The 23,382-nt window shown below is 52.7% G+C and carries 21 protein-coding genes; 12 read left to right on the top strand and 9 right to left on the bottom strand.

Annotated elements, in window-relative coordinates; translation table 11 throughout:
* Nucleotides 1-128 precede the first annotated feature (128 nt).
* Complete coding sequence (fliE, locus tag AC2A1E_RS05235) at nucleotides 129-443, top strand: flagellar hook-basal body complex protein FliE (RefSeq protein ID WP_484382871.1); 315 nt, start codon at nucleotides 129-131, stop codon at nucleotides 441-443.
* 1,535 nt (nucleotides 444-1,978) lie between these two features.
* Here fliE and fliT read toward each other — a convergent pair.
* The 3 genes from fliT to fliD are packed head-to-tail and all read right to left on the bottom strand — an operon-like array spanning nucleotide 1,979 to nucleotide 4,183.
* Entirely contained in the window at nucleotides 1,979-2,341 is a 363-nt protein-coding gene (fliT, locus tag AC2A1E_RS05230; protein ID WP_484382870.1) for a flagella biosynthesis regulatory protein FliT, read from the bottom strand.
* Nucleotides 2,341-2,751, bottom strand: a complete 411-nt coding sequence (gene fliS / locus AC2A1E_RS05225) for a flagellar export chaperone FliS (protein ID WP_484382869.1) — start codon at nucleotides 2,749-2,751, stop codon at nucleotides 2,341-2,343. Before fliS ends, fliT begins: the two co-directional genes overlap by 1 nt.
* A 25-nt stretch (nucleotides 2,752-2,776) precedes the next feature.
* Nucleotides 2,777-4,183: a flagellar filament capping protein FliD gene (gene fliD / locus AC2A1E_RS05220; protein WP_484382868.1), complete on the bottom strand. Its 1,407-nt coding sequence runs from the start codon at nucleotides 4,181-4,183 to the stop codon at nucleotides 2,777-2,779.
* Nucleotides 4,184-4,531: 348 nt separating this feature from the next.
* On the opposite strand from fliD, the gene AC2A1E_RS05215 reads away from it, so the two are divergent.
* From AC2A1E_RS05215 to tcyN, 7 genes are all read left to right on the top strand, one after another.
* On the top strand, nucleotides 4,532-5,785 hold the full coding sequence (locus AC2A1E_RS05215) for a FliC/FljB family flagellin (protein ID WP_484382867.1): 1,254 nt from the start codon (nucleotides 4,532-4,534) through the stop codon (nucleotides 5,783-5,785).
* Nucleotides 5,786-6,006: 221 nt separating this feature from the next.
* A complete protein-coding gene (locus AC2A1E_RS05210; RefSeq protein WP_473187565.1) occupies nucleotides 6,007-6,729 on the top strand; it encodes an RNA polymerase sigma factor FliA in 723 nt (240 codons plus the stop codon).
* A 53-nt stretch (nucleotides 6,730-6,782) separates the two neighbouring features.
* Nucleotides 6,783-7,292, top strand: coding sequence for a flagella biosynthesis regulatory protein FliZ (gene fliZ, locus AC2A1E_RS05205; RefSeq protein ID WP_484382866.1), 510 nt, complete (start codon nucleotides 6,783-6,785; stop codon nucleotides 7,290-7,292).
* A 193-nt stretch (nucleotides 7,293-7,485) separates the two neighbouring features.
* Entirely contained in the window at nucleotides 7,486-8,472 is a 987-nt protein-coding gene (locus AC2A1E_RS05200; RefSeq protein ID WP_484382865.1) for a D-cysteine desulfhydrase, read from the top strand.
* 278 nt (nucleotides 8,473-8,750) lie between these two features.
* Nucleotides 8,751-9,551 carry a cystine ABC transporter substrate-binding protein gene (gene tcyJ, locus AC2A1E_RS05195; protein WP_484382864.1) on the top strand — a complete coding sequence of 267 codons (801 nt, stop codon included), beginning with the start codon at nucleotides 8,751-8,753 and terminating at the stop codon, nucleotides 9,549-9,551.
* Nucleotides 9,551-10,213, top strand: coding sequence for a cystine ABC transporter permease (gene tcyL / locus AC2A1E_RS05190; protein WP_076941343.1), 663 nt, complete (start codon nucleotides 9,551-9,553; stop codon nucleotides 10,211-10,213). The genes tcyJ and tcyL overlap by 1 nt, the downstream gene beginning before the upstream one ends.
* A 3-nt stretch (nucleotides 10,214-10,216) precedes the next feature.
* The gene (gene tcyN / locus AC2A1E_RS05185) at nucleotides 10,217-10,969 is read left to right on the top strand and encodes an L-cystine ABC transporter ATP-binding protein TcyN (RefSeq protein ID WP_484382863.1); all 753 of its coding nucleotides are present in this window, start codon (nucleotides 10,217-10,219) and stop codon (nucleotides 10,967-10,969) included.
* A gap of 64 nt (nucleotides 10,970-11,033) precedes the next feature.
* Here tcyN and AC2A1E_RS05180 read toward each other — a convergent pair whose 3' ends face one another.
* Nucleotides 11,034-11,972 carry an NAD(P)H-dependent flavin oxidoreductase gene (locus AC2A1E_RS05180; RefSeq protein ID WP_484382862.1) on the bottom strand — a complete coding sequence of 313 codons (939 nt, stop codon included), beginning with the start codon at nucleotides 11,970-11,972 and terminating at the stop codon, nucleotides 11,034-11,036.
* A 23-nt stretch (nucleotides 11,973-11,995) separates the two neighbouring features.
* On the bottom strand, nucleotides 11,996-12,250 hold the full coding sequence (locus AC2A1E_RS05175; RefSeq protein ID WP_484382861.1) for a YdgH/BhsA/McbA family protein: 255 nt from the start codon (nucleotides 12,248-12,250) through the stop codon (nucleotides 11,996-11,998).
* Nucleotides 12,251-12,451: 201 nt separating this feature from the next.
* On the opposite strand from AC2A1E_RS05175, the gene AC2A1E_RS05170 reads away from it, so the two are divergent.
* Nucleotides 12,452-13,081: a TetR/AcrR family transcriptional regulator gene (locus tag AC2A1E_RS05170; RefSeq protein ID WP_484382860.1), complete on the top strand. Its 630-nt coding sequence runs from the start codon at nucleotides 12,452-12,454 to the stop codon at nucleotides 13,079-13,081.
* Between the two features lie 57 nt (nucleotides 13,082-13,138).
* Here AC2A1E_RS05170 and AC2A1E_RS05165 read toward each other — a convergent pair whose 3' ends face one another.
* The 4 genes from AC2A1E_RS05165 to putA form a co-directional block, all read right to left on the bottom strand.
* Nucleotides 13,139-13,795 (bottom strand): DUF799 domain-containing protein, encoded by a 657-nt coding sequence (locus AC2A1E_RS05165; RefSeq protein WP_473187556.1) that lies wholly within the window; start codon nucleotides 13,793-13,795, stop codon nucleotides 13,139-13,141.
* Nucleotides 13,792-14,154, bottom strand: a complete 363-nt coding sequence (locus AC2A1E_RS05160; protein ID WP_473187555.1) for a DUF4810 domain-containing protein — start codon at nucleotides 14,152-14,154, stop codon at nucleotides 13,792-13,794. Before AC2A1E_RS05160 ends, AC2A1E_RS05165 begins: the two co-directional genes overlap by 4 nt.
* A gap of 19 nt (nucleotides 14,155-14,173) precedes the next feature.
* Entirely contained in the window at nucleotides 14,174-14,842 is a 669-nt protein-coding gene (locus AC2A1E_RS05155; RefSeq protein WP_484382859.1) for a CsgG/HfaB family protein, read from the bottom strand.
* 275 nt (nucleotides 14,843-15,117) lie between these two features.
* The gene (putA, locus tag AC2A1E_RS05150) at nucleotides 15,118-19,089 is read right to left on the bottom strand and encodes a trifunctional transcriptional regulator/proline dehydrogenase/L-glutamate gamma-semialdehyde dehydrogenase (protein WP_484382858.1); all 3,972 of its coding nucleotides are present in this window, start codon (nucleotides 19,087-19,089) and stop codon (nucleotides 15,118-15,120) included.
* A 572-nt stretch (nucleotides 19,090-19,661) separates the two neighbouring features.
* Between putA and putP the strand changes: the two genes are divergently transcribed.
* From putP to efeO, 3 genes are all read left to right on the top strand, one after another.
* Nucleotides 19,662-21,146, top strand: a complete 1,485-nt coding sequence (putP, locus tag AC2A1E_RS05145; protein ID WP_484382857.1) for a sodium/proline symporter PutP — start codon at nucleotides 19,662-19,664, stop codon at nucleotides 21,144-21,146.
* 235 nt (nucleotides 21,147-21,381) lie between these two features.
* Nucleotides 21,382-22,227, top strand: coding sequence for an iron uptake transporter permease EfeU (gene efeU / locus AC2A1E_RS05140; protein ID WP_484382856.1), 846 nt, complete (start codon nucleotides 21,382-21,384; stop codon nucleotides 22,225-22,227).
* Nucleotides 22,228-22,245: 18 nt separating this feature from the next.
* Nucleotides 22,246-23,373, top strand: a complete 1,128-nt coding sequence (efeO, locus tag AC2A1E_RS05135; protein ID WP_484382855.1) for an iron uptake system protein EfeO — start codon at nucleotides 22,246-22,248, stop codon at nucleotides 23,371-23,373.
* Nucleotides 23,374-23,382: the final 9 nt, after the last annotated feature.

The raw sequence follows: 23,382 nt of genomic DNA, 5'->3' as shown, positions 1-23,382 counted from the left end.
ATTTGCCCTTAAGGCCAATATTGATGGCGCGATAAGCCGGGTTTTTTGCTGCCAATTAAGCGCTTTAAGCGGAATAAGCAGTGCTAGGCTGTACAACAGTGGAAGATGCGCGGCGTATTGAGGTCTCTATGACAATTCAGAGTGTTGAAGGGGTTGTGCAGCAGTTGCAGGCTACGGCGATACAGGCTGGCGGCGTGGCACCGGATAACTCGGTGCAGGGTTCCCGCTTTGCCAGTGAACTGAAGGCTGCGATTAGCAAAATGAGTGACACCCAACAGAGCGCACGCCAGCAGGCGCAGGGTTTTGCATTGGGTGTGCCGGGCATCAGCCTGAATGATGTGATGGTTGATTTGCAGAAATCGTCGGTTTCGCTGCAACTGGGGGTACAAGTGCGTAATAAGCTGGTAGCGGCTTATCAGGATATTATGAATATGCCGGTGTAGTCGAAAAACGCTCGGTGGCGTTGAGTCTGTGCAACATGTCTGAAATTGATTGACAGATGAACAGTAATCAAATGCATTCCCTGGCGTTTAGGTTGCTAATTGGTTGAAAAACAACACGTTCGCAACGTAAAAATAGCTGATAAAACATACTTTTTATGGTCTGAACCATTATCGGTTTCAAGAAGCGCAGAGAGCAATATTTTAGAAATTATATTCAGGTATCAAGTTGTATTGATTAATATATTAAAGAAAGCCTATTTCTTGAACGCCGACGATGTTTTCTGCGCGAAGTACCAATTTTTTTTGCGTCAATGATATTAGAGTGCTTTCTAAAGGAAAATATACACAGTGCCATCAGTGACGCCACCAAAAACTCCATCTCACTACCCTCCATGATAATTGATTAGTGGGGCTAATACTTAAGGTAATCGAACGAACTGTCAATGTAATTATATGAAAATAGGTTTTTTCCTGTTTTTCGTAGGATTTGCCCTGTTTTTTTATTCCATTAGCACAATATGTTTTTCTGATTTATTCAAGAGAAACATACATAATTTAAGTAATTATTAGGTGAAAATATTTATAGTGTTTATGTATTGAACGGAGAGGCGGAAACCCACCAAGCTTTCTAGCAATGAGATAACTGGGTTTTTGCATTTGCCGTGATTGTAGGTGCTGTTGTATTGAACCCAATAGGCAGTGTGAACACCTGTGGAAAAAGGGAGGCAATCCAGAAAGTAGTATCCAAAAGGCACCTTTTTTCACAGATTACTCCTTTGGAAATTTGTTGTTGGTGGGAATGAGGAAGTACAGTGTGGGATTAGGAGGTTCATACAGTAAACAAACTGAAAACTCAACTTAATGTTAAGCATCCGGATAACCTTGATGTTTTAACTAAAAATATACGAATAAATATGATGACAATCAGAGAACCGGCGGTTGTTTTTTTACTGGAACAGAGCGGTTTTTAAGTGATCTGCGTCTGTTTTTTTAATATCTTGAGAGTTATAATTAGTGAGCGAAAAATGATTGAAAGTGGTTTTTACTAATACAAATCATTGCGAGTTGAAGAGACTTTTTTTGGTTAAATATTTCTGACGTAGGGAAAACGATGAGTACAAAAAGTGAGATGAGATGGCGTTTATTCAGTTTTATCATGCTGATTGCGCTAATCCTATTGACGATTGTGCTGGTTAAGTCCAGTTGACATGCAGGGCCAACGCTGGTGGCTACTCTGTCTGACTTTCGGCTTCAGCCACTTGTACTATTCTTCGCGGTTTAATCGTGGCAATGGGGGGCGCGGTTGTTGCGGGTGACATTATCCACTGATGTCTATGTATTACCCCAGGGCACCGCCAAGCGAACATAAAATACCCAATTTGGCAGGGGGATTATCCATACAAGAAAGAATCATGCCTGGAATATTACCTGCCATTTGCGTTATTCAAATACTGGACGTTGATGTTATCACACAGCAGGCTAATAATAGCGTTTGGTGCTATTTCACGCTTAAACGAGAGTATATTGCGCAGGAATTATCTTGGCTGTGGTTCCCCTAATAGCAGAGCCTGATCATGGAACTGCCCGTAGGTGTTGTTGATGACGTTCTGCTGTGTGGACTGCCCAATCAATACTTTCAATTCATCCATGCGCAGTTGTAATAATCGCTTCAATTCGATCTCGTTGTCCAAGATTTGCTGCAACTTGCGGTGCAAGCTTTCCTGTAATTCTGTGGATGATCCGAAGGCATCGGCAAAATCGGCGGTTTTTTCCACGGCTTTAACGTAGACCATTTCCAGTTCAACCAGATCTTCCCATTGGCTGGACTGCGCCAGGGCAATCATTTGGCTGCTCAGGTGGTAAATCTGTTGATAGGCCGATAACAGTCGCTGTTCCATTATACGACCTCCTGTGTAGGTTGATAGTTCGGGCCAATCTGGCGCCAGGCGTCGGCAATGTTTTCCAGCAGTTTGGTGACTTCTTCAATCGCTGCAACATCGTTATGCAGATTGGCCTGCATCAGACGGCGTTTCATATAGTCATATAACGCGGCAAGATGGTCGGCAATTTCCCCGCCATGCTCATGATTAAGCCCACTCTTCAGGCCATTATCGATAATAGTGATCGCTTTCGAAATGGCTTGGCCTTTGCCTGCGATATTTCCCTGATCCAGCAGGATGCGGGCACGCAGCAGGGCGCTGAGTGCCCCGTCGAATAACATCACGATCAACTGGTGCGGGCTGGCACTCATTACGCCGCTTTCGAGACCGATCTTGGCGTAAGCCTGAGTTCCGCTACGGTTATGCATGCTATGTTTACCTAGTTAAAAGCTCTTACTTAGTTGAGAACTGTTGGGTTAAATAACTACTGGTGCCGTTCAGTTTTGACATCATGGCATCCAGTTGGACAAATTGCTGTTTGTAACGCTCAAGGGTGCTTTGAATACTGTCGCTGACGCGGGTGATCTGATCGCTCAGATCTTTGAGATCGCTGTTGATACTCTTGGTGGATTCCTCAATCACGCCATCGGTTTTAATATAGTTCTGTATTTCATGGTGGATCTCGGTGGCCATACCGCTGTCTTTACCGTTACCGGCAAAAAAATTCGCTACCTGTTGCGGTTTTTCTTCAAGCGCCTTTTTCAACTTGTCGCTGTCGAGCTCCAACTTGCCGGTCTTGCTATTGGTGGTAATGCCGAGGTTGCCCAAGCCTTTCAGTTCAGGGTTATCCTGCGCGGCGCTGAGGGCACTTTTAATTGATGACTGAATACCCCGCAGCGTGTAGTCACCGAGCAAGGCACCGTTTTTGCTACTCTGGTTTTCACCACTTTTGACCGGGGTGTATTTAGTCAGGGAATTGAAGGTATCTTGCAGTGCGTTATAGCTATCAACCCAACTCTTGATCTTATCTGCGGAACCGCTCTTATCGGCGCTGATGATCAGGTTTTGCGGCTCGCCGGGTTTGGTGGTGAACTTCAGATCGAGCGTTACCCCCTGCAATGCATCGGCAATGGAGTTGGTGCTGCGGGTAATTTCAGTGCCATTGACGTTGATTTTCGCGTCCTGCCCCTTGGCCGATTCAAACATCGGGTTAGCGCTACCCTTAGCCGGATCGTAATTGAGCACCTCACCCAATTGATCGTCGTTATTAACCTGAAGAGCAATCTGGCTGTTTGCTCCAGAGGTAGACGAGCCGATCGCCAACTTATATTGGTTATCCCCTACGCGCATGATGGTGGCTTTAACACTGGCGTTAGCCGCGTTAATCGCATCGCGCATTTCTACCAGCGAGGTTTGGCCGTCGCTAAGCGAGATGGTCACGCTTTTAGGGGGATAGCCTGCGGTGATGGAAAGGGAGCGATCGGCGGCACCGTCAGTGCCCAATGCGGCAGTTTGATCTTTGATATCGGCCGTGGAAGTCAGGGTTTGTGGCTGAGCCAGTTGCAGCACATCAACGCGGTAGTTGCCCGGCACCGATTTGGCGTTGGTGGTGACACTGAACTGATCGTGAGCGCTGGCGGTGGTGTTGTCAAAGAAGTCAGGTTTGGCTAGGTCTTTACTCAAGTTATCGAACTTTTCTAACGCGCTTCTCAGCGTACCGTAGGCGGTCAGTTTGGCATTATGGCTGCTCTGCTGAGTGGTATAGGGCGTTAGGCGCTGTTGTTCTGCTCGGCTCAGTTTATCCAGCAAACCGTTAAGATCCAGCCCCGAACCGATGCCTAATGAACTGATCGATGCCATTCGTGATTCTCCCAAGGTCAATGAATTATGCACTTTCAGCGTTATCGGCTCAGTAGCAGAAAAGTTTACGGCAAAATCAGAAAATCGATGGCGCAGTAGAAGAGGGAAAAGCGGCGTTATTTGCGCCATTGCCGAAAAATAAAAAAAATTTAAAGGTTGCAGAAGGAGCGCCGATACCTGAAGGGACGGTGATTGACGCCGTGGCGAAATAAACCCAGACCTTTTAATTGTGAATGCGAATATACCCTAAATAATCCGAGTTGCTTGTAGGCGACAGAGCGCAGCCAACGTCCAAGCAACTTGAAGTATGACGGGAATATCGCAGCTGATTCGTAAGGAAAGCAAACTATGGCACAAGTCATTAATACCAACAGCCTGTCACTGATGGCGCAGAATAACCTGAATAAATCTCAATCTGCCCTGGGTACGGCGATTGAGCGTCTCTCTTCTGGTTTGCGTATCAACAGCGCGAAAGATGATGCGGCAGGTCAGGCGATTTCAAACCGCTTCACCGCGAATATCAAGGGGCTGACTCAGGCTTCCCGTAATGCTAACGACGGTATCTCTCTGGCGCAGACCACCGAAGGCGCGCTGAACGAGGTGAACAACAACCTGCAGAACATCCGTCGTTTGACCGTGCAGGCGCAGAACGGCTCCAACTCTTCCAGTGACTTGCAGTCGATCCAGGATGAAATCTCACAGCGCCTGAACGAGATCAACCGCATCTCCGCACAGACCGACTTTAACGGCGTGAAAGTACTGAGCAGCGATCAGAAACTGACCATTCAGGTGGGCGCTAACGATGGTGAAACCATTGATATTAGTCTGGAAAATATCAATGCCAAAACGCTAGGCTTGGATAAGTTCAGCGTTGCTGATGGCATTGATACCAGCAAGGTTGGCGCTACCGCACTGACTGCTATTGATAAGATGGGCGCTCCGTCTATCCAGGCTGATGGCAACGCTGCGGCAAAAACCAGTGATGGTAAATTGTACGCTGTGGGCAGTAACTACTTCGTACAAGCTACCGATGGTGGCATCTATGATGCGACGGTGGGTAGTGACGGTAAAGTGACATGGAGCTCTACTGCGGTAACGACTGAAACAACCACCGATATGGCGGAAGTGGCTCAGGTCAAAGTGGGTAGCACCACCGTCAGCGGCCTGAGTGGGACTGATGCACTGCATAGCTATACCGATGCGACGGGCAAAGCAGGATATATGGTCAAAGGTAAAGATGCTGATGGTAACGACACTTACTTCAGCGCGACTGTTGATGCATCGGGCGCAGTGACCAAAGGTGCTCAGCAGTCTGCCCAGTCCAAAACGACCGATCCGCTGGCGACGCTGGATAAAGCGCTTTCTCAGGTGGATTCCCTGCGTTCTTCTCTGGGTGCGGTACAGAACCGTTTCGATTCGGTGATCAATAACCTGAATAGTACCGTGAATAACCTGTCGTCTTCCCAATCCCGCATTCAGGATGCTGACTACGCGACCGAAGTGTCTAACATGAGCCGCGCCAACATCCTGCAACAGGCGGGGACGTCAGTGTTAGCACAGGCCAACCAGTCAACTCAGAACGTATTGAGCCTGCTGCGTTAATCGATCTTCCCTATCTTATCACCCCGCGCTTTTAGCGGGGTTAATGAGATGGTCACCCCCACCCTGTGAGCGGTACGCTGACAGGGTGTTTTTTTATGCCAGCTCGCCAGCGTTAGCCTACATGACACAAATAAAGCCGGTTTTATACGGTTGTTCTACCGATTGGTATTTTGCCCTTGTGGATAATGGATATGACCCTCTGATTTGCAGGTTTAGACATCGTGAGCGATCTATATACCGCCGAAGGCGTCATGGACAAAAATTTTCTCTGGCAGCGCTACGTTCCGCTGGTACGCCACGAGGCGCTACGCCTACAGGTCAGGCTGCCCGCCAGCGTGGAGCTCGACGATCTGCTGCAAGCCGGGGGAATAGGGCTGCTGAACGCCGTTGAACGCTACGACGCCCTGCAAGGAGCGGCTTTCACCACCTACGCGGTGCAACGTATCCGGGGAGCGATGCTTGACGAACTGCGCAGCCGCGACTGGGTACCACGCAGCGTGCGGCGCAATGCCCGTGAAGTGTTAAAAGTGATGCAGCAACTGGAACAGCGGCATGGCCGCCCGGCCAGTGAGAGGGAAGTCGCCCAGGTGTTGGAGATTCCCTTGGATGAGTATCGTCAGATCCTCTTGGACACCAACAACAGCCAGCTCTTTTCTTACGATGAATGGCGGGAAGAACATGGCGATAGCCTGGAAGCCGTGCTGGCAGGGCATGAAGAGGGCAATCCGCTGCATCAATTGCTGGAGGGCAATCTGCGCCAGCGGGTAGTGGACGCCATTGAGGCGCTGCCGGAACGCGAAAAAATGGTGCTGACGCTGTATTACCAGGAAGAGTTGAACCTGAAGGAGATTGGTGCAGTGCTCAATGTGGGCGAATCGCGAGTCAGCCAGTTGCACAGTCAGGCGATCAAACGCCTGCGCGCGCGCCTGGCCAATGATGTTTGACGTTGATACAGCCTGCGTTTTTTCAACCTGATGTCTGAAACGGATTGCAAACTATGCCGGGAATAACATCGAAAAAGCGGCCGCTCAGCCGCTACCTGAAAGATTATAAACACAGCCAGACCCACTGTTCTCAGTGCGCTAAGGTGCTTGAGCGCATAGCGCTGGTGTTCCGTGGCAAAATTATCAGTAAAGAAACCATCGCCCGGATGGATCAGCAGATTGACGAGCAGGTCTGGTGCAATCTGCAACGCGAACTGTCCGCGCTGTGCCGTTTCTGTAGCGAAATCGCGTATAACAGCGATCCCAGCTACTTCGATATTATGGCGTTTAAACAGTATCTGTTTGAACAGACCGAGATGAGCCACAGCACTATCCGCGAATACGTCGTGCGCCTGCGTCGGTTGGATGAAATGCTGGTGGCACACAACTATCCTACCGAGCGGTTTGCCAAGGGGATCAGCTACCAGCGTATTGTTGACGACCTGCCATCGGCGGCGCACGCCAACTACCGCATCGCGCTGCGCAAATACGATCAGTATCTGGCCTGGCAGAAGAGCTACTGACACCTGAACTCGCAAAGCCTATCAGATGGGCTCTGCGAGTGCCTGTTGGCGAACGGGGGTTATACCGCGTTATTTTGTTGCCGATCAGATCATTACCGCATTATCTCCCACCACGAATAAAGAGTGATTATTCAGAGCACATCTGATAAATCTATGCTTTGGATGTCTTTATTTTTATTCCCTGGGGGAAGTTGTGAATCTGCAACAGCAACTGGCGCAGTTCCCGCGCCTGGATTTGGTTGGCTCAGCCACACCGCTCGAAAAGTTATCTCGCCTTTCTGATTATCTCGGTCGCGAAATCTACATCAAACGTGACGATGTCACGCCGATGGCGATGGGCGGTAACAAGCTGAGAAAGTTGGAATTCTTGGCCGCTGACGCGTTGCGTCTGGGGGCCGATACCTTGGTCACCGCCGGTGCTATTCAGTCAAACCATGTGCGCCAGACGGCAGCGGTGGCGGCCAAACTGGGCCTGCACTGCGTGGCGCTGCTGGAAAATCCGATTGATACCAAAGCGGAAAACTACCTCAGCAACGGTAACCGCCTGCTGCTCGATCTGTTCAACGTGGATGTCGTGATGTGCGATGCCTTGCACGATCCGCAGACACAGTTGGCGGACTTGGCGACTCGCCTGGAAGCGCAGGGGTTCCGGCCCTATGTGGTACCGGTCGGGGGATCTAACGCGCTGGGGGCATTAGGCTATGTGCAATGTGCCCTGGAAATTGCCGCACAACGCGGTAAGACAGCCTTCAGTTCGATCGTCGTGGCGTCTGGCAGCGCGGGTACTCATGCCGGTTTGGCCGTTGGCCTGCAACAGTTGTTGCCGGAAAGCGAACTGATTGGCGTAACCGTTTCGCGCAAAGTGATCGATCAGTTGCCAAAGGTTGAGCAAATCCAGCAAGCGTTGGCGTGTTCACTGGGCATTGAGGCATTGGCGCCGATCACCCTGTGGGACGACTATTTTGCGCCGCAATACGGCATGCCGAATGATGAAGGTATGGCGGCGGTGCAACTGCTGGCGCAGCAGGAAGGGGTGCTGCTCGATCCGGTTTATACCGGCAAAGCCATGGCTGGCCTGATTGACGGTATCGCCCAGAAACGTTTCCGCGACGAAGGCCCGATCCTGTTTATTCATACCGGTGGAGCACCCGCGCTGTTTGCTTATCACCCACAGGTGTGAGATGAGGTATACCTCATAGGAGATATATCCGTTTTATACCCTTCATACTTCAAGTTGCTTGGGTGTTGGCTGCACTCTTTCACCCTGGTCACATAGTTCGCTATGCTCCCAGGGATTCATTCGTTTGCCGCCTACAAGCAACTCGAATTATTTTGGGTATACACAGAATGTTGATATATTCCACTTTGAACTATATTTATTAATTTATATTCCTTTATGCAGTCAAAATGACTGTTAAAGTCCTGATATCAAAAAGATAAACAACTGATGGGGTGTCTATGGTCTTTTCTAAAATCCGTCGTCAATGCCTGCTGGGCGTGATGGCTGTTGCGCTGGTCACCGGGTTGAACGTGAAAACCTATGCGGCTGATAATCTGCTCGATCAGGTCAAACATCGCGGTACGCTGATTGTTGGGCTGGAAGGCACCTATCCGCCGTTCAGCTTCCAGGGTGAAGACGGCAAACTCACCGGTTTTGAAGTGGACTTCGCCAACGCGCTGGCAGAACGCCTGGGTGTGAAGGCCAAGCTGAATCCAACCAAATGGGATGGCATGTTGGCGTCGCTGGAATCCAAGCGTATCGACGTGGTGATTAACCAGGTCACGATCTCCGACGATCGCAAGAAAAAATACGATTTCTCAACGCCTTATACCGTCTCCGGTATTCAGGCGCTGGTGAAAAAAGGTAACGAAGGCAAAATTACCAAGGCTGAGGAGCTGAAAGGTAAGAAAGTCGGGGTTGGTCTGGGCACTAACTACGAGCAATGGCTGCGTGAAAATGTGCAGGGCGTTGATGTGCGCACTTACGATGATGACCCAACCAAATACCAGGATCTGCGCGTAGGCCGTATTGATGCCATTCTGGTCGATCGCCTGGCGGCGCTGGATCTGGTGAAGAAAACCAGCGATACGCTGGCCGTGGCCGGTTCGGCATTCTCCCGTCAGGAAGCGGGTGTTGCGGTGCGTAAAAACAACCCGGAACTGTTGGCTGCTATCAATCAGGCGATTGCCGAAATGCAGAAAGACGGGACGTTGGCGAAGATCTCTGAAAAATGGTTTGGCGCGGACGTAACTAAATAATGCATGAGAGTATTCAACTGGCGCTGGATTCAGCGCCATTTTTATTAAAAGGTGCCCTGTTGACTCTCCAACTCAGCTTGGGGGGCATGGCACTGGGGTTAATGCTTGGTTTTCTGTTGGCGCTGATGCGCCTTTCGCCATTGTGGCCGGTGTCCTGGTTATCTCGCATTTATGTCTCGCTGTTCCGTGGTACTCCGCTGATCGCCCAACTGTTTATGATCTATTACGGTCTGCCGCAATTTGGCATTGAGCTGGATCCTTTCCCGGCGGCGCTGATTGGCCTTTCGCTCAATACCGCGGCTTATACTTCGGAAACCCTGCGTGCGGCGATCTCCTCGATCGACAAAGGGCAGTGGGAAGCGGCTGCCAGTATCGGCATGACGCCGTGGCAGACGATGCGCCGGGTGATCCTGCCGCAGGCCGCCCGTACTGCATTGCCACCGTTGGGTAACAGCTTTATCGGGCTGGTCAAGGATACTTCGCTGGCGGCGACCATTCAGGTGCCGGAGTTGTTCCGGCAGGCGCAGTTGATCACTTCACGCACGCTTGAGGTGTTCGCGATGTATCTGGCGGCATCGCTGATCTATTGGGTGATGGCAACCTTGCTTTCTGCGTTGCAAAATCGCTTGGAAGCGCACGTTAACCGTCAGGATCAGGAGTAACCGATGAGTGCCATTGAAGTAAAGCAGTTGGTCAAACAGTTCAAAGGGAACACGGTGCTGCACGGTATCGATCTTGAGGTGAACTCCGGCGAAGTGGTGGCGATTATCGGGCCGAGCGGTTCCGGCAAAACCACCTTGCTGCGTAGCATCAACCTGCTGGAAGTGCCCGAATCAGGCACGATCCGCGTGGGGGATATCGAGATTGACGGTTCACGCCCGCTGAGCAAGCAGAAACATCAGGTACGCGCCCTGCGCCAGCAGGTGGGGTTTGTCTTCCAGAGCTTCAACCTGTTTCCGCACCGTTCGGTGCTGGAAAACATCATTGAAGGGCCGGTGATAGTTAAAGGGGAGACGAAAGCTATTGCAGAAGAACGTGCCCGCGCATTGTTGGCCAAGGTTGGGCTGAGCGGCAAAGAGCAGGCTTACCCTAAACGCCTTTCCGGTGGCCAGCAGCAGCGCGTGGCGATTGCCCGTGCGTTGGCGATGCAGCCGGCGGTGATTCTGTTTGATGAACCGACCTCGGCGCTTGATCCAGAACTGGTGGGCGAGGTGCTCAACACCATCCGTGCGCTGGCCGAAGAGAAGCGCACCATGGTGATTGTGACGCACGAAATGAGCTTTGCCCGCGACGTTGCCGATCGCGCCATCTTTATGGATCACGGCCGCATTGTTGAGCAGGGGCCAGCGAAAGAGCTGTTCGCCAACCCGCAGCATCAGCGTACCAAACAGTTTCTGGATAAGTTTCTTAATCAATAGCCAGTGGTTTTAAGCTGGTAAGAAATGAAGCGCCCCCTTCCTTTTGGTTGGGGGCGTTTTACGGTTAATCAAACGCGTAAGAAAGCTCACAGACCACGTCTTTTGCACTGCTGATCTTTTCAATGCCTCCCGCTGATTCGGAAACGGTGATCACGCCGTGCTGGTGATCGCCATCCAGCATACCTTTCTTGATGATGCCAACCTCACTGTCTCCTCGCCCAGCGCGGATGCTCTCGGTGGCGATAACGCGTACGTCTCCTGCCGGAGTATTAATCTCGATCAGATCCTCAGACAAAACGTTAACGATCGCCTCTTTGGTGTTGAGGCTGGCCGGTGATTCAAAGGTAGTGATAAACCGCGTGCCCACATAGACTCCCGCAGCGCCCATGGCCGTGGCGGCTTTTGCCGTTTTCTGGTTATAGATGCCGCCCGCGGCAATCACTGGGATCTTAACCACATCGGTGACCTGAGGCAGCAGGGCCAGAGTACTGATGCGGTGTTCGCTCAGGTGGCCCCCGGCCTCATGCCCGGTGATGATAATCGCGTCCACCCCCATCTTTTCTGCCAGTATCGAGTTCTCAACCGTTGGTGAAATTTCGCGGTGAATCACGATAACACCGGCCTCTTTCAGCCTGCGAATGTACTTCTCGCCTTTGGTGATATCTTTGCCGCTGGTAATGACGATATTAATATTCTCTTGCAGGATCACTTCCAGCAAGGGTTCTGCATATTGAAAGCTGATCTCGACGCCCTCAATCGGCAGCAGGTAGTTAACGGCAAAGGGTTTATCCGTTAATGCTCGGGTTTTAATGATTTCCTGACGAAAATCCTCTGTAGTTTTAGCGATCCCGCCATCGGCCACTTTTCGCCCGGCATTTGGGCCTAATACGCCCAAACCCCCGGCATTGGAAACCGCAGCCGCAAGTTCAGCCGAGTTTAGCCACACCATAGAAGCCTGAATCACCGGCGTATCGATGCCTAATAGTGCTTGTAGTTTCATCATTCCATTCCTCACATTACAATTAATCAGCGGTAAATCACGGCGCTGGCATGAAGTTTGTTATTGCCGGAGACAGAAATAATTCTGTAGTGGCTGGCGTTTTTCGCTTTGGCTTGTTGCGCAATGCCCTTTTCAACCTCGTTCAGCGTTGTCATTGCTGAAACCGTCACGCTACCCACGCGGTGCAGATTTTGCGGCTGTGTTTGTTGCGGTTGTGCCGCCAAAGCTGATGCTGAGAACAGGCAGGCGGCAATGGCCAGGTTTACGGTGGTTTTTTTCATGTGCAATATCCTTTTAATAGTTAAAACAACAAGATGTGTTACTTTTCAATTTTCGTAACGTTTGTTATTTAAACCCTACGTGAAGAATCAGCCTTGTGCAATATTTTTTTGTAATGATCATTATTTTAATTTAGAATAGCGCTTGTTCTCAGGGTGAGGCTTTATCATGATCGTTCCATCAAGGGTTCAGGAGCCGTGGAGATGAGTAAAAATCTAAAAGAGGTGAGCGTGCGCGGCAGACCGAAAAAATTTGATCGCGATAGCGTACTGGAAAAGGCGATGAACCTGTTCTGGCGCTTTGGCTATGAGCCTACATCGATGTCTGAACTGATTGAAGGCACGGGAACCAAACCTTCTTCGCTGTACGCGGAGTTCGGCAGCAAGGAGGGGTTATTTTGCGCGGCGGTGGAAAAGTATCTGGCGACTTACGGCCAGGCCAGAGATGCGATCCTCGATCAGGACCAACTGCCATTGCCGCAGGTGATTGAACAATTGCTGCGCGCGAGCGTTGAATGGTTCACTGACGCCGAGATGCCTCCCGGCTGTTTTATGGTGGCAGCAACCTTTGGCATGTCTGCCACGGATGACGCGTTATTCCGCCAACTTAGCCAGCAGCGAAATTCCGCCGAAAAAAAGGTGATTGAATGCCTTGAATGCCGTGTTGGCCAAGGAGAACTTCCGGATAACACGAATTGTGCTTTATTAGGGAAGTATATCGTTAACGTTATTCAGGGCATGTCAGTGCAGGCGCGTAATGGCGCAACCCGAGACGAACTTTCCGGGCTGGTGGATATCTTTATGAGCCAGTGGAATGCGATTGCTGCTGCCTAAAGCGGGGAGTGAACTGCGGTTGAAGGTCAGGCAGCCAGATGGCTGCCTGACTTTTAACTAGCGTTGACTGGCGTATTTAGGTGAACGTGGGCCATAAAGGATACCGCCATCTTGCCCGGCGGCAAGCAGACGCGTATTGGTAATGGCACCAATATCGTATCCTTTGTCGCTGATGGTATTAACGACCTGTGCAACAGCCGCAGTAATCAGCATCCCAACAAGACCGCCACCGGAATTGTTGTTGTTTTCGTTGCTGGAGGCGGTAGCGCTGCCCGCCCACAACTGTTTACCGGTGCGCAGATCGACCAGTTTGGCATTGACGGTGACACGGGTTTCGCTGTCGATCACGATATAGCTGGTGCCGTATTGGGTCACATCCAGGTACAGCACGGCGTCAGCGCCGAAGATCTTATGCAGTTTCTGAGTGCTGACCGCACGGATATCGTTAGCATTGGTCAAACCATTCTGCTGGAAGGTTTCTTCCACGACGGCGACGGGCAGCACGTAGTAGCCCGCTTCTGCTAGCGGCAAGGTAGCGCTAGAAAGTACGCTGTGGCTGGCTTTGATATCAGGAGACTGACTGATCGGTGGTAGTACCAGAATCGATTTCGGCTTGCTGGCGTGGAAGGCAGCGTAGTCGTAAGGGGCTTTCTTGGCGCAACCCGCCAGCAGCAGTACGGCAACTGCCGCCAAAAGACCTAATGCACGTTTCATTTGAAACTCCCTTTATCTTTGCTCATCAGGAAATCCATAAACGGTGCTGATTCTGGAAACAGTGATTTTTCGGTATTGAATTCAGCCATTGCCAGTTCGGTTCTGCCGGTTTTCACGTACAACATACCGAGGTGAGCATGTAAACCCGGCGGTACGGCCTGACCTTTCGCGCGGGATTTTTCGAGGATCTCTTTTAACGAGGCGATCTGCTCTTCCGGGCTGGAAGCGTCCTGCTGATAATATTGGTATACCGTCTTCTGATAGCCATCCCAGTTGTAAAGAGGTTTTTCGGGCGTAGCACAGCCGCCCAGCAGAGTGGCTGCCAGCAGCACTCCGCCAATTTTTTTATTAATCATCATGATTCTTTTTTATAATCCGTTAGTGGGTTGGGCGCCATGCACCACTTTCAATCCCTGCAACCAGGTTGTTCACCGCTTCGCGCACGGCCAAGTCCAACACTTTACCGTTCAAGGTCGAGTCGTAGCTTGCCGTACCACCAAAACCGATCACTTCACGGTTCGACAAGGTGTATTCCCCGGCGCCTTGGCTGGAGTAAACGACTTCAGAGGTTTGCACGTTAACCACGTTCAGATTGACTTTGGCATAAGCAACCTGTGATTTACCGCGGCCCAGAATGCCCCACAGTTGCTGATCGCCCACTTCCTTGCGACCGAACTCGGTGACATCACCGGTGATCACATAACTTGCGCCTTTCAGGGTCTGTTGCTGGCCCTTGATACCGGCTTCGGCTTTCAATTCATCCATATTGGCGCGATCCAGTACGTTGAAACGGCCAGTTTGTTGCAGATGGGTGATCAGGATGGTTTTTGACTGGTTGCCCAGGCGATCAACGCCATCGGAAAAAACACCGTTCATATAGCTGGAGCGGTTATCAAATTTGCCGACAGAGATTGGGCTGCGTACACCTTGATAACTGGTGTTATAGGACGCGACCTTGGGTACTTCGAGCGAACGCGAAGATTCGGTAGCACAACCTGCCAATAGGCTGGTTAGGGTAAGGGAACAAATAATGAGTGATTTTTTCATCGAAATGAAATCTCTCCATGATGAGCAATTCGGGAAATACTCCCCATGTATAATTACAGGCGAGTTATTTAGATAATGTATATTTATGTGAGGTATCAGTATGCTTTAGTAAACGTGATAGTTTCACGGTGCACATCCTACCAGAAAGATGTTTCTTAAAGGATAACGCCGTGCACTTTATATAACATTTTTATCGCATAACGGGATGAGTCTTTTCGGAGATCCCCAGTCACTCGGTTTTCTGAGCTCCTGGGGATTTTTACTGATTGTGGAAATTAACCAATCGTCATCAGGCTGGCGTTGCCACCCGCAGCGGCGGTGTTGACGCTTAATGAACGTTCGATCAACAGGCGCTCCAGCAGAATATGGGTTTCGCCGTGGGCGAAGCCTTGCACCGAGACAATCGCACCGCTGCGCTGGGCAACCTGCTCGCACAGGGTGCGTAGCTGGTCGGCATCACCGTGGTAGATCGCGGCATCAAACTCCACCTTATCCTGTTGCCAGTCCTTGCTGAAGCTGATGCGTGCCTGCACGGTGGCGGGCAGGCGGCGGAACAACGTGCGTTGCAACTCGGCCTCCGGCCACAGCACCTGGCTGCCCACTGCCAGCACGGCAGCTAACTGGGTCAACGCATCGGCCTCGTTATCGGCCAGACACAGCACGCGTTCACGCGGCAGTAGGGCGTAAGTGTTGCGCTCCCCGGTCGGGCCCGGCAGCGGGCGCACGGTGCCGCCTTGACCAAGCTCGGCATACTGCTGTGCCAACGCTGCCAGTTCGGGCTGGTTTTCGGCAACGGCCCACTGTTCCAACGCCTGATGCGCGGCCAGCAGTGCCGGGCGCGCCGTGGCTTCCAACGGGCGTTCGCTATCCTGACGGTTTAGCGTGCGTTGTACCGCATCCATTGGGCGACTGGCGAGCAGGCGATACAGATAGAGCGGGCCACCGGCTTTCGGGCCAGTGCCGGACAGGCCTTCACCGCCAAACGGTTGTACGCCAACCACTGCGCCAACCATATTGCGGTTAACGTACAGGTTGCCGACTTTGGCGTTGCCGGTTACGCGGGCGATGGTTTCATCGATACGCGTATGAATGCCCAACGTCAGGCCATAACCGGCGGCGTTGATCTGCTCAACCAGCTTGTCCAGATTGGCGCGCTGATAACGTACTACGTGCAATACCGGGCCAAAGATCTCTTTTTGCAGTTCATCGAAGCTTTCCAGTTCGATCAGCGTTGGCTTAACAAAGGTGCCGCGCGCCCACTCTTTTTCATCCTGCACGTTGTCTTTGGCAGCCTGATAAACCATGCGGCCTTTGGCTCGCATGGCTTGAATATGGCGCTCAATACCGGTTTTGGCTTCAATATCAATCACCGGGCCGATATCGGTAGCCAGGCGTTCCGGGTTGCCCATGCGGCATTCGGCCATGGCTCCGCGCAGCATTTGCAGCGTGTGCTCCGCCACATCCTCCTGAATGCACAGGATGCGCAGGGCAGAGCAGCGTTGGCCCGCGCTGTCGAAGGCGGAAGCCACCACGTCGGTTACCACCTGTTCGGTCAGTGCGGAAGAGTCGACGATCATCGCGTTCAGGCCACCGGTTTCGGCGATCAACGGCGTTGGGCGGCCCTGTGGATCCAGGCGGCCAGCGATACTGCGTTGCAGAATACCGGCCACGTCGGTGGAACCGGTGAACATCACGCCACGCACGCGGGCGTCGTTAACCAATAGTGAGCCTACGGTTTCACCCTGGCCTGGAAGCAACTGCAATACGCCCTGAGGAATACCGGCCTCCAGCAGGATCCGTACCGCCTGTGCGGCCACCAGCGGGGTTTGCTCGGCCGGTTTAGCCAGCACGCTGTTACCTGCGGCGAGCGCGGCAGCAATCTGGCCAGTGAAGATCGCCAGTGGGAAGTTCCACGGGCTGATGCACACCACTGGGCCGAGCGGGCGATGGCTGTCGTTGGCGAAGTCGTCACGCACCTGGCCCGCGTAGTAGTGTAGGAAATCAACCGCTTCACGCACTTCGGCGATGGCGTTGTTGAACGTTTTACCGGCTTCACGCACCAGAATGCCGAGCAGGCTCTGCATCTGGCTTTCCATCAGTTCTGCGGCGCGTTCCAGAATAGCGGCACGCTCAGTGGGTGGGGTGGCAAACCAGATTGGCCCGGCGGCAGCGGCGGCATCGAGCGCACGGCTGACTTCACCTTCGGTGGCTTCACGCACGTAACCGACGATATCGCCCGGTTCAGCAGGGTTGAGCACCGGTTGTTCCGCGCCCTGATCCAGAGCGGCATCAATCATCGGTTCTGCACGCCACGGCTGCGCTGCGCTGGTGAGCAACGAACTGGACAGCGAAGCCAAACGTTGTTCGTTGGAGAGATCCAACCCGCTGGAGTTGACGCGTTTGTCGCCATACAGCTCACGTGGCAACGGAATGCGCGGATGCGGCAGGCCGATTTGGCCTTCGCTGGCTGCCAGCGCTTCAACGGCGCTGACCGGATCGGCCACCAGTTCATCCAACGGCAAGGTAGCATCGGCGATACGGTTAACAAACGAGGTATTGGCCCCGTTTTCCAGCAGACGACGCACCAGATAGGCCAGCAGGGTTTCATGCGTACCGACCGGGGCATAAATGCGGCAAGGGCGGTTCAGCTTGCCATCGGCCACTTTACCCACCACCTGTTCGTACAGCGGTTCCCCCATGCCGTGCAGGCACTGGAATTCATACTGTCCTGGATAGTAGTTGTTACCGGCCAGATGGTAGATGGCGCTCAGCGTGTGGGCGTTGTGGGTGGCAAACTGCGGGTAAATCAGGTTCGGTACCGCCAGCAGTTTACGGGCGCAGGCCAGATAGGAGACGTCGGTATACACCTTGCGGGTATAAACCGGATAACCTTCCAGGCCATCCATCTGGGCGCGTTTGATTTCGCTATCCCAGTAAGCACCTTTCACCAGGCGGATCATCAGGCGACGGCGGCTGCGGCTGGCCATATCGATCACCGCATCAATAGCAAACGGGCAGCGCTTCTGGTAAGCCTGGATCACGAAGCCAATGCCGTTCCAACCGGCCAACTGCGGCTCAAAGCACAGCTTTTCCAGCAGATCGAGCGAGATCTCCAGACGATCGGCTTCTTCGGCGTCAATATTGATGCCAATATCATACTGGCGCGCCTGTAAGGTCAGCGACAGCAGGCGCGGATACAGCTCTTCCATCACGCGATCGTACTGCGCGCGGCTGTAGCGCGGGTGCAGCGCCGAAAGCTTGATCGAGATACCTGGGCCTTCATAGATGCCACGGCCGTTAGAGGCTTTGCCGATGGCGTGGATCGCCTGCTGATAGGAAACCAGATACGCCTGTGCATCGGCTTCGGTCAGTGCTGCTTCGCCGAGCATGTCATACGAATAGCGGAAACCTTTGTCTTCCAGCTTGCGGGCGTTAGCCAGCGCTTCGGCGATGGTTTCACCAGTGACAAACTGCTCGCCCATCAGGCGCATCGCCATATCCACGCCTTTGCGGATCAATGGCTCGCCGCTCTTGCCGATAATCCGGTTCAGCGAGCTCGACAGGTTGGTTTCATTGTGGGTAGACACCAGCTTGCCGGTAAACAGCAGGCCCCAAGTGGTGGCGTTGACGAACAACGACGGGCTGCGGCCAAGGTGAGAATGCCAGTTGCCGTTGCTGATTTTGTCGCGGATCAACGCATCGCGCGTCGGTTTGTCTGGGATACGCAGCAGCGCTTCCGCCAGGCACATCAGTGCCACGCCTTCCTGTGAAGACAGCGAAAACTCCTGTAGCAACCCTTGCACCATACCGGCGCGGCCGATGGCCGTTTTCTGGTTGCGCATCTTCTCGGCAATGCCATACGCCAACTTGTGGGTGGCTTGGGCCAGATCGGCCGGTAACCGCGCCTGCTCAAGCAGCATCGGCACCGCTTCAGTTTCCGGGCGACGATAGGCGGCGGTAATGGCAGCCCGAGCGACGGACTGCGGCAGGATCTGCTCGGCAAATTCCAGGAATGGCTGATGGGACTCTTCGTAGGTTTGCGGCATAATGTCGTCCGCTTCGGCCAGCCCGGCAGCGGCGAGCGCTGGGAGCTCGGGAATATCGGAACCGTTTTCGAGGCGCTCGAGATAATTAAAAATGGCTTGCTTGATTAACCAGTGCGGTGTGCGATCGATACGTTGTGCCGCGCTTTTAATCCGGTCGCGTGTGGCTTCATCAAGCTTTACGCCCATAGTGGTAGTGGCCATGCCAATCCAACTCCTGTGTGTAGAACCTATCCCAGCAGGCCTAACGTGCAGAGAAGCCTGCTGGGATAGGTTCGTGGATAGGTTGTGTCATTAATGCGGACAATATCCAGCATGTTGCAACTTTGTGCAACCTTGTTAAATCAGGCTCATGAGCGAAGTGTGATTTCAATCGGTTTTTTAACATGAAACGACGACAGGTTTCTTGCGGGTATCGGTAGCGGTTTGTCAGCTATTGCGCTATTTCCCTGCTTTAGACAGGGTTAAAAGAGAGGTGCAACTCATTTTGTGATTGATGGGTGCAACCAGTGGAGGGGGTAAATGTGACGCAGGGTAAACTTTGTGTAACTTTTTTGTTAAATATCTTGTTGGTTGTTGATAGCGTCATCTAGGATAGCCAACGTTTAGGCAATACCGGGCAGAAACTCTATTCACCCGCCCAGCTTCCGGCACTTTGGTGGGTGAAATACATCGCATCGCAAACTGCGTGAATAAAAATACCCGATAGATTTCAAGCGGTGGCCGACAGCGCTGCGGCCTGAAAGATGAAGGGAATAATGAAAGTGGAGAGTGGAATGACAATGAGCACACCAATGCTGGTGACCTTCCTGGTGTACATTTTCGGGATGATCTTAATCGGCTTACTCGCCTACCGGGCGACCAACAACTTTGATGATTATATTCTGGGTGGCCGCAGCCTGGGCAGCGTGGTTACCGCGCTTTCCGCCGGGGCATCCGACATGAGTGGCTGGCTGCTGATGGGCTTGCCGGGCGCGATCTTCCTTTCGGGCATTTCGGAAAGCTGGATTGCCATCGGCCTGACGATTGGTGCTTACTTCAACTGGAAGCTGGTGGCCGGTCGGTTGCGTGTGCATACCGAAGCCAACAACAACGCTTTGACGCTGCCAGACTATTTCACCAGCCGTTTTGAAGACAACAGCAAGCTGCTGAGGATTATTTCCGCCATCGTCATTCTGGTGTTTTTCACCATTTATTGTGCTTCCGGCATCGTTGCCGGTGCGCGTCTGTTTGAAAGCACCTTCGGTATGAGCTATGCCACCGCGCTGTGGGCCGGTGCGGCCGCGACCATCCTTTACACCTTTATCGGTGGGTTCCTGGCGGTCAGTTGGACCGATACCGTGCAGGCCAGCCTGATGATTTTTGCGCTGATCCTCACGCCAGTAATCGTGATTTTCGCCGTTGGCGGGATCGACAGTTCGATGCTGGTGATTGCCGCTAAAAACCCGGCCAACGTCGATATGATGAAAGGGCTGAATTTTGTCGCCATCCTGTCGCTGATGGGTTGGGGGCTGGGGTATTTCGGCCAGCCGCACATTCTGGCGCGTTTCATGGCAGCGGATTCCCACCGTACTATCCGCAGCGCACGCCGTATCAGTATGACCTGGATGATCCTGTGTCTGGCTGGCACCATTGCCGTGGGCTTCTTCGGTATTGCCTATTTTGCCAATAACCCGGAACTGGCGGGGAATGTTTCACAAAACGGTGAGCGGGTCTTTATCGAGCTGGCGATGTTGCTGTTCAACCCTTGGATTGCCGGTATTCTGCTGTCGGCGATTCTGGCTGCGGTGATGAGTACCCTGAGCTGCCAGTTGCTGGTGTGTTCAAGTGCCATCACGGAAGATTTATACAAAGCCTTCCTGCGTAAAGGTGCCAGCCAGCGTGAACTGGTATGGGTGGGGCGTGCCATGGTGCTGGTGGTTGCCCTGGTGGCAATTGCTCTGGCAGCGGACCCGGAAAACCGCGTACTGGGCTTGGTCAGCTACGCTTGGGCAGGTTTCGGTGCTGCATTTGGCCCGGTGGTGTTGATCTCGGTAATGTGGTCACGCATGACCCGCAACGGCGCACTGGCTGGCATGCTGGTGGGGGCGATCACCGTGATCGTCTGGAAGCAGTATGCCTGGCTGGATCTGTATGAAATCATCCCGGGTTTCCTGTTTGGCAGTATCTCTATCGTGCTGGTCAGCCTGATGGGCCGTAAGCCTTCGGCAACGATAACCGAACGTTTTGATCTGGCTGAAGCCGAATTTAAAACGGTGTAATGCCTGTTTAACCTCTCCCTGACCATCGGGGAGAGGTTTCAACATCCCCCTTCCTGCACCGCTCTCCTGCGCTCGCTGTAACAACTGGCGACATTTGATTAGAAAAAATCACGCATCTGGCTCTTGTATTTCTCTTCATCATAATGATAATCACTATCGTTCTTGTTTACTTTTCTTTACATTGACTGCTGCTGGATAACTCGCGTGCCAGCGCCTTTTCAGGGGTTACTCATTTATGTTTGTTCCCTTCCTTATCATGTTCCGTGAGGGGTTGGAGGCCGCGCTGATCGTCAGCCTGATCGCCAGCTATCTGAAGCGTACTCAACGTGGCCAATGGCTTGGCGTCATGTGGATTGGGGTGATGGTTGCCGCCGCTCTGTGCTTGGCGCTAGGCATCTTCATCAATGAAACCACCGGCGAATTCCCGCAAAAACAGCAGGAACTGTTCGAAGGGCTGGTAGCGATAGTGGCAGTCTGCATTCTGACCTATATGGTGTTCTGGATGCGCAAGGTGTCCAAGTCGGTCAAGGTGCATCTGGAAGGGGCGATCGATAACGCGCTCAACTCCGGCAAAGGCCAAGGCTGGGCGCTGGTGGCGATGGTGTTTTTTGCCGTTGCGCGTGAAGGGCTGGAATCGGTGTTTTTCCTGCTGGCGGCGTTCCAGCAGGATGTCGGTATCGAAGCGCCGATCGGTGCGCTTCTGGGGTTGGGAAGTGCCATTGTCGTGGGCATGCTGATCTACTGGGGCGGCGTGAAGCTGCATCTGGCCAAATTCTTCAAATGGACCAGCCTGTTTATTCTGTTCGTCGCCGCCGGTTTGGCGGCGGGGGCGATCCGCGCTTTCCACGAAGCGGGCCTGTGGAATCACTTCCAGGATATCGCCTTTGATCTCAGCAACCAGCTATCGACCCATTCGTTGCTAGGAACGCTGCTAGAGGGGATGTTCGGTTACCAAGAAGCACCAACGGTCAGCGAAGTGGCGGTCTATTTCCTGTATCTGATCCCAGCATTGATATTCTTTTTCCTGCCGCAGCGTACGGGGCCAGTAGCGATCCCGGCGCAACGTAAAACTCATCATTAATTTAATAGGGAATCTCACATGTCTACTCCGTTATTTCGCCGCAAGGCGCTGTTGTTAACTCTTCCCGCCTTGGCGTTCAGCTTCAATGCGTTGGCGGCGGATGTGCCACAGGTCAAGGTTACCGTTAACGACAAGCAGTGTGAACCGATGCAGTTGACCGTTCCGGCAGGGAAAACCCAGTTTGTGGTGCATAACGTCAGCCAGAAAAACCTTGAGTGGGAAATCCTCAAAGGGGTGATGGTGGTGGAAGAGCGTGAGAATATTGCACCGGGTTTCACCCAGAAGATGACGGCCAACCTGGAGCCGGGCGAATATGACATGACCTGCGGCCTGTTGAGCAACCCGAAAGGCAAGCTGACGGTCACCTCGGCGGCAGGTGCGGCAAGCGATGGTAAACCGAACGCCATGGATCTGGTTGGCCCGATTGCCGAATACAAAGTCTATGTCACCAAAGAGGTCGAAGGGTTGGTTAAGCAGACCAAACTGTTTACCGAGGCGATCAAGGCCGGTGATGTGGCACAGGCGCGTAAACTGTATGCGCCAACCCGCCAACATTACGAGCGCATCGAACCGATTGCCGAATTGTTCTCCGATCTGGATGGCAGCATTGATGCCCGCGAAGACGATTATGAGAAAAAGGCAGAGGATCCGAACTTCACCGGTTTCCACCGCCTCGAGAAAGCGCTGTTTGCTGATAACACCACCCAAGAGATGGGCCACTATGCCGAGCGTCTTTACAGCGACACGCTTGAACTGCAAAAACGGATTGGCGAATTGACCTTCCCGCCGAGCAAAGTGGTCGGTGGGGCTGCGGGCCTGATTGAAGAAGTGGCGGCCAGCAAGATCAGCGGTGAAGAAGATCGTTACAGCCGTACCGACCTGTGGGATTTCCAGGCCAACGTGGATGGCGCGCAGAAGATCGTCAATCTGCTGCGGCCGCTGCTGGAAAAAGCCAATAAGCCATTGCTGGAGAAGATCGACGCTAACTTTAAAACGGTGGATAGCGTGCTGGCGAAGTACAAAACCGCAGAGGGTTATGAATCTTACGAGAAGCTGACCGACGCGGATCGCAACGCGATGAAAGGGCCAATCACCACGCTGGCGGAAGATTTAGCGCAGCTGCGCGGCGTATTGGGTCTGGATTAAGGGCGGCAT

This window comes from Serratia sp. HNCC26DJ206, from assembly GCF_057180605.1.
This window is presented reverse-complemented; position numbering and strand designations above follow the sequence as displayed.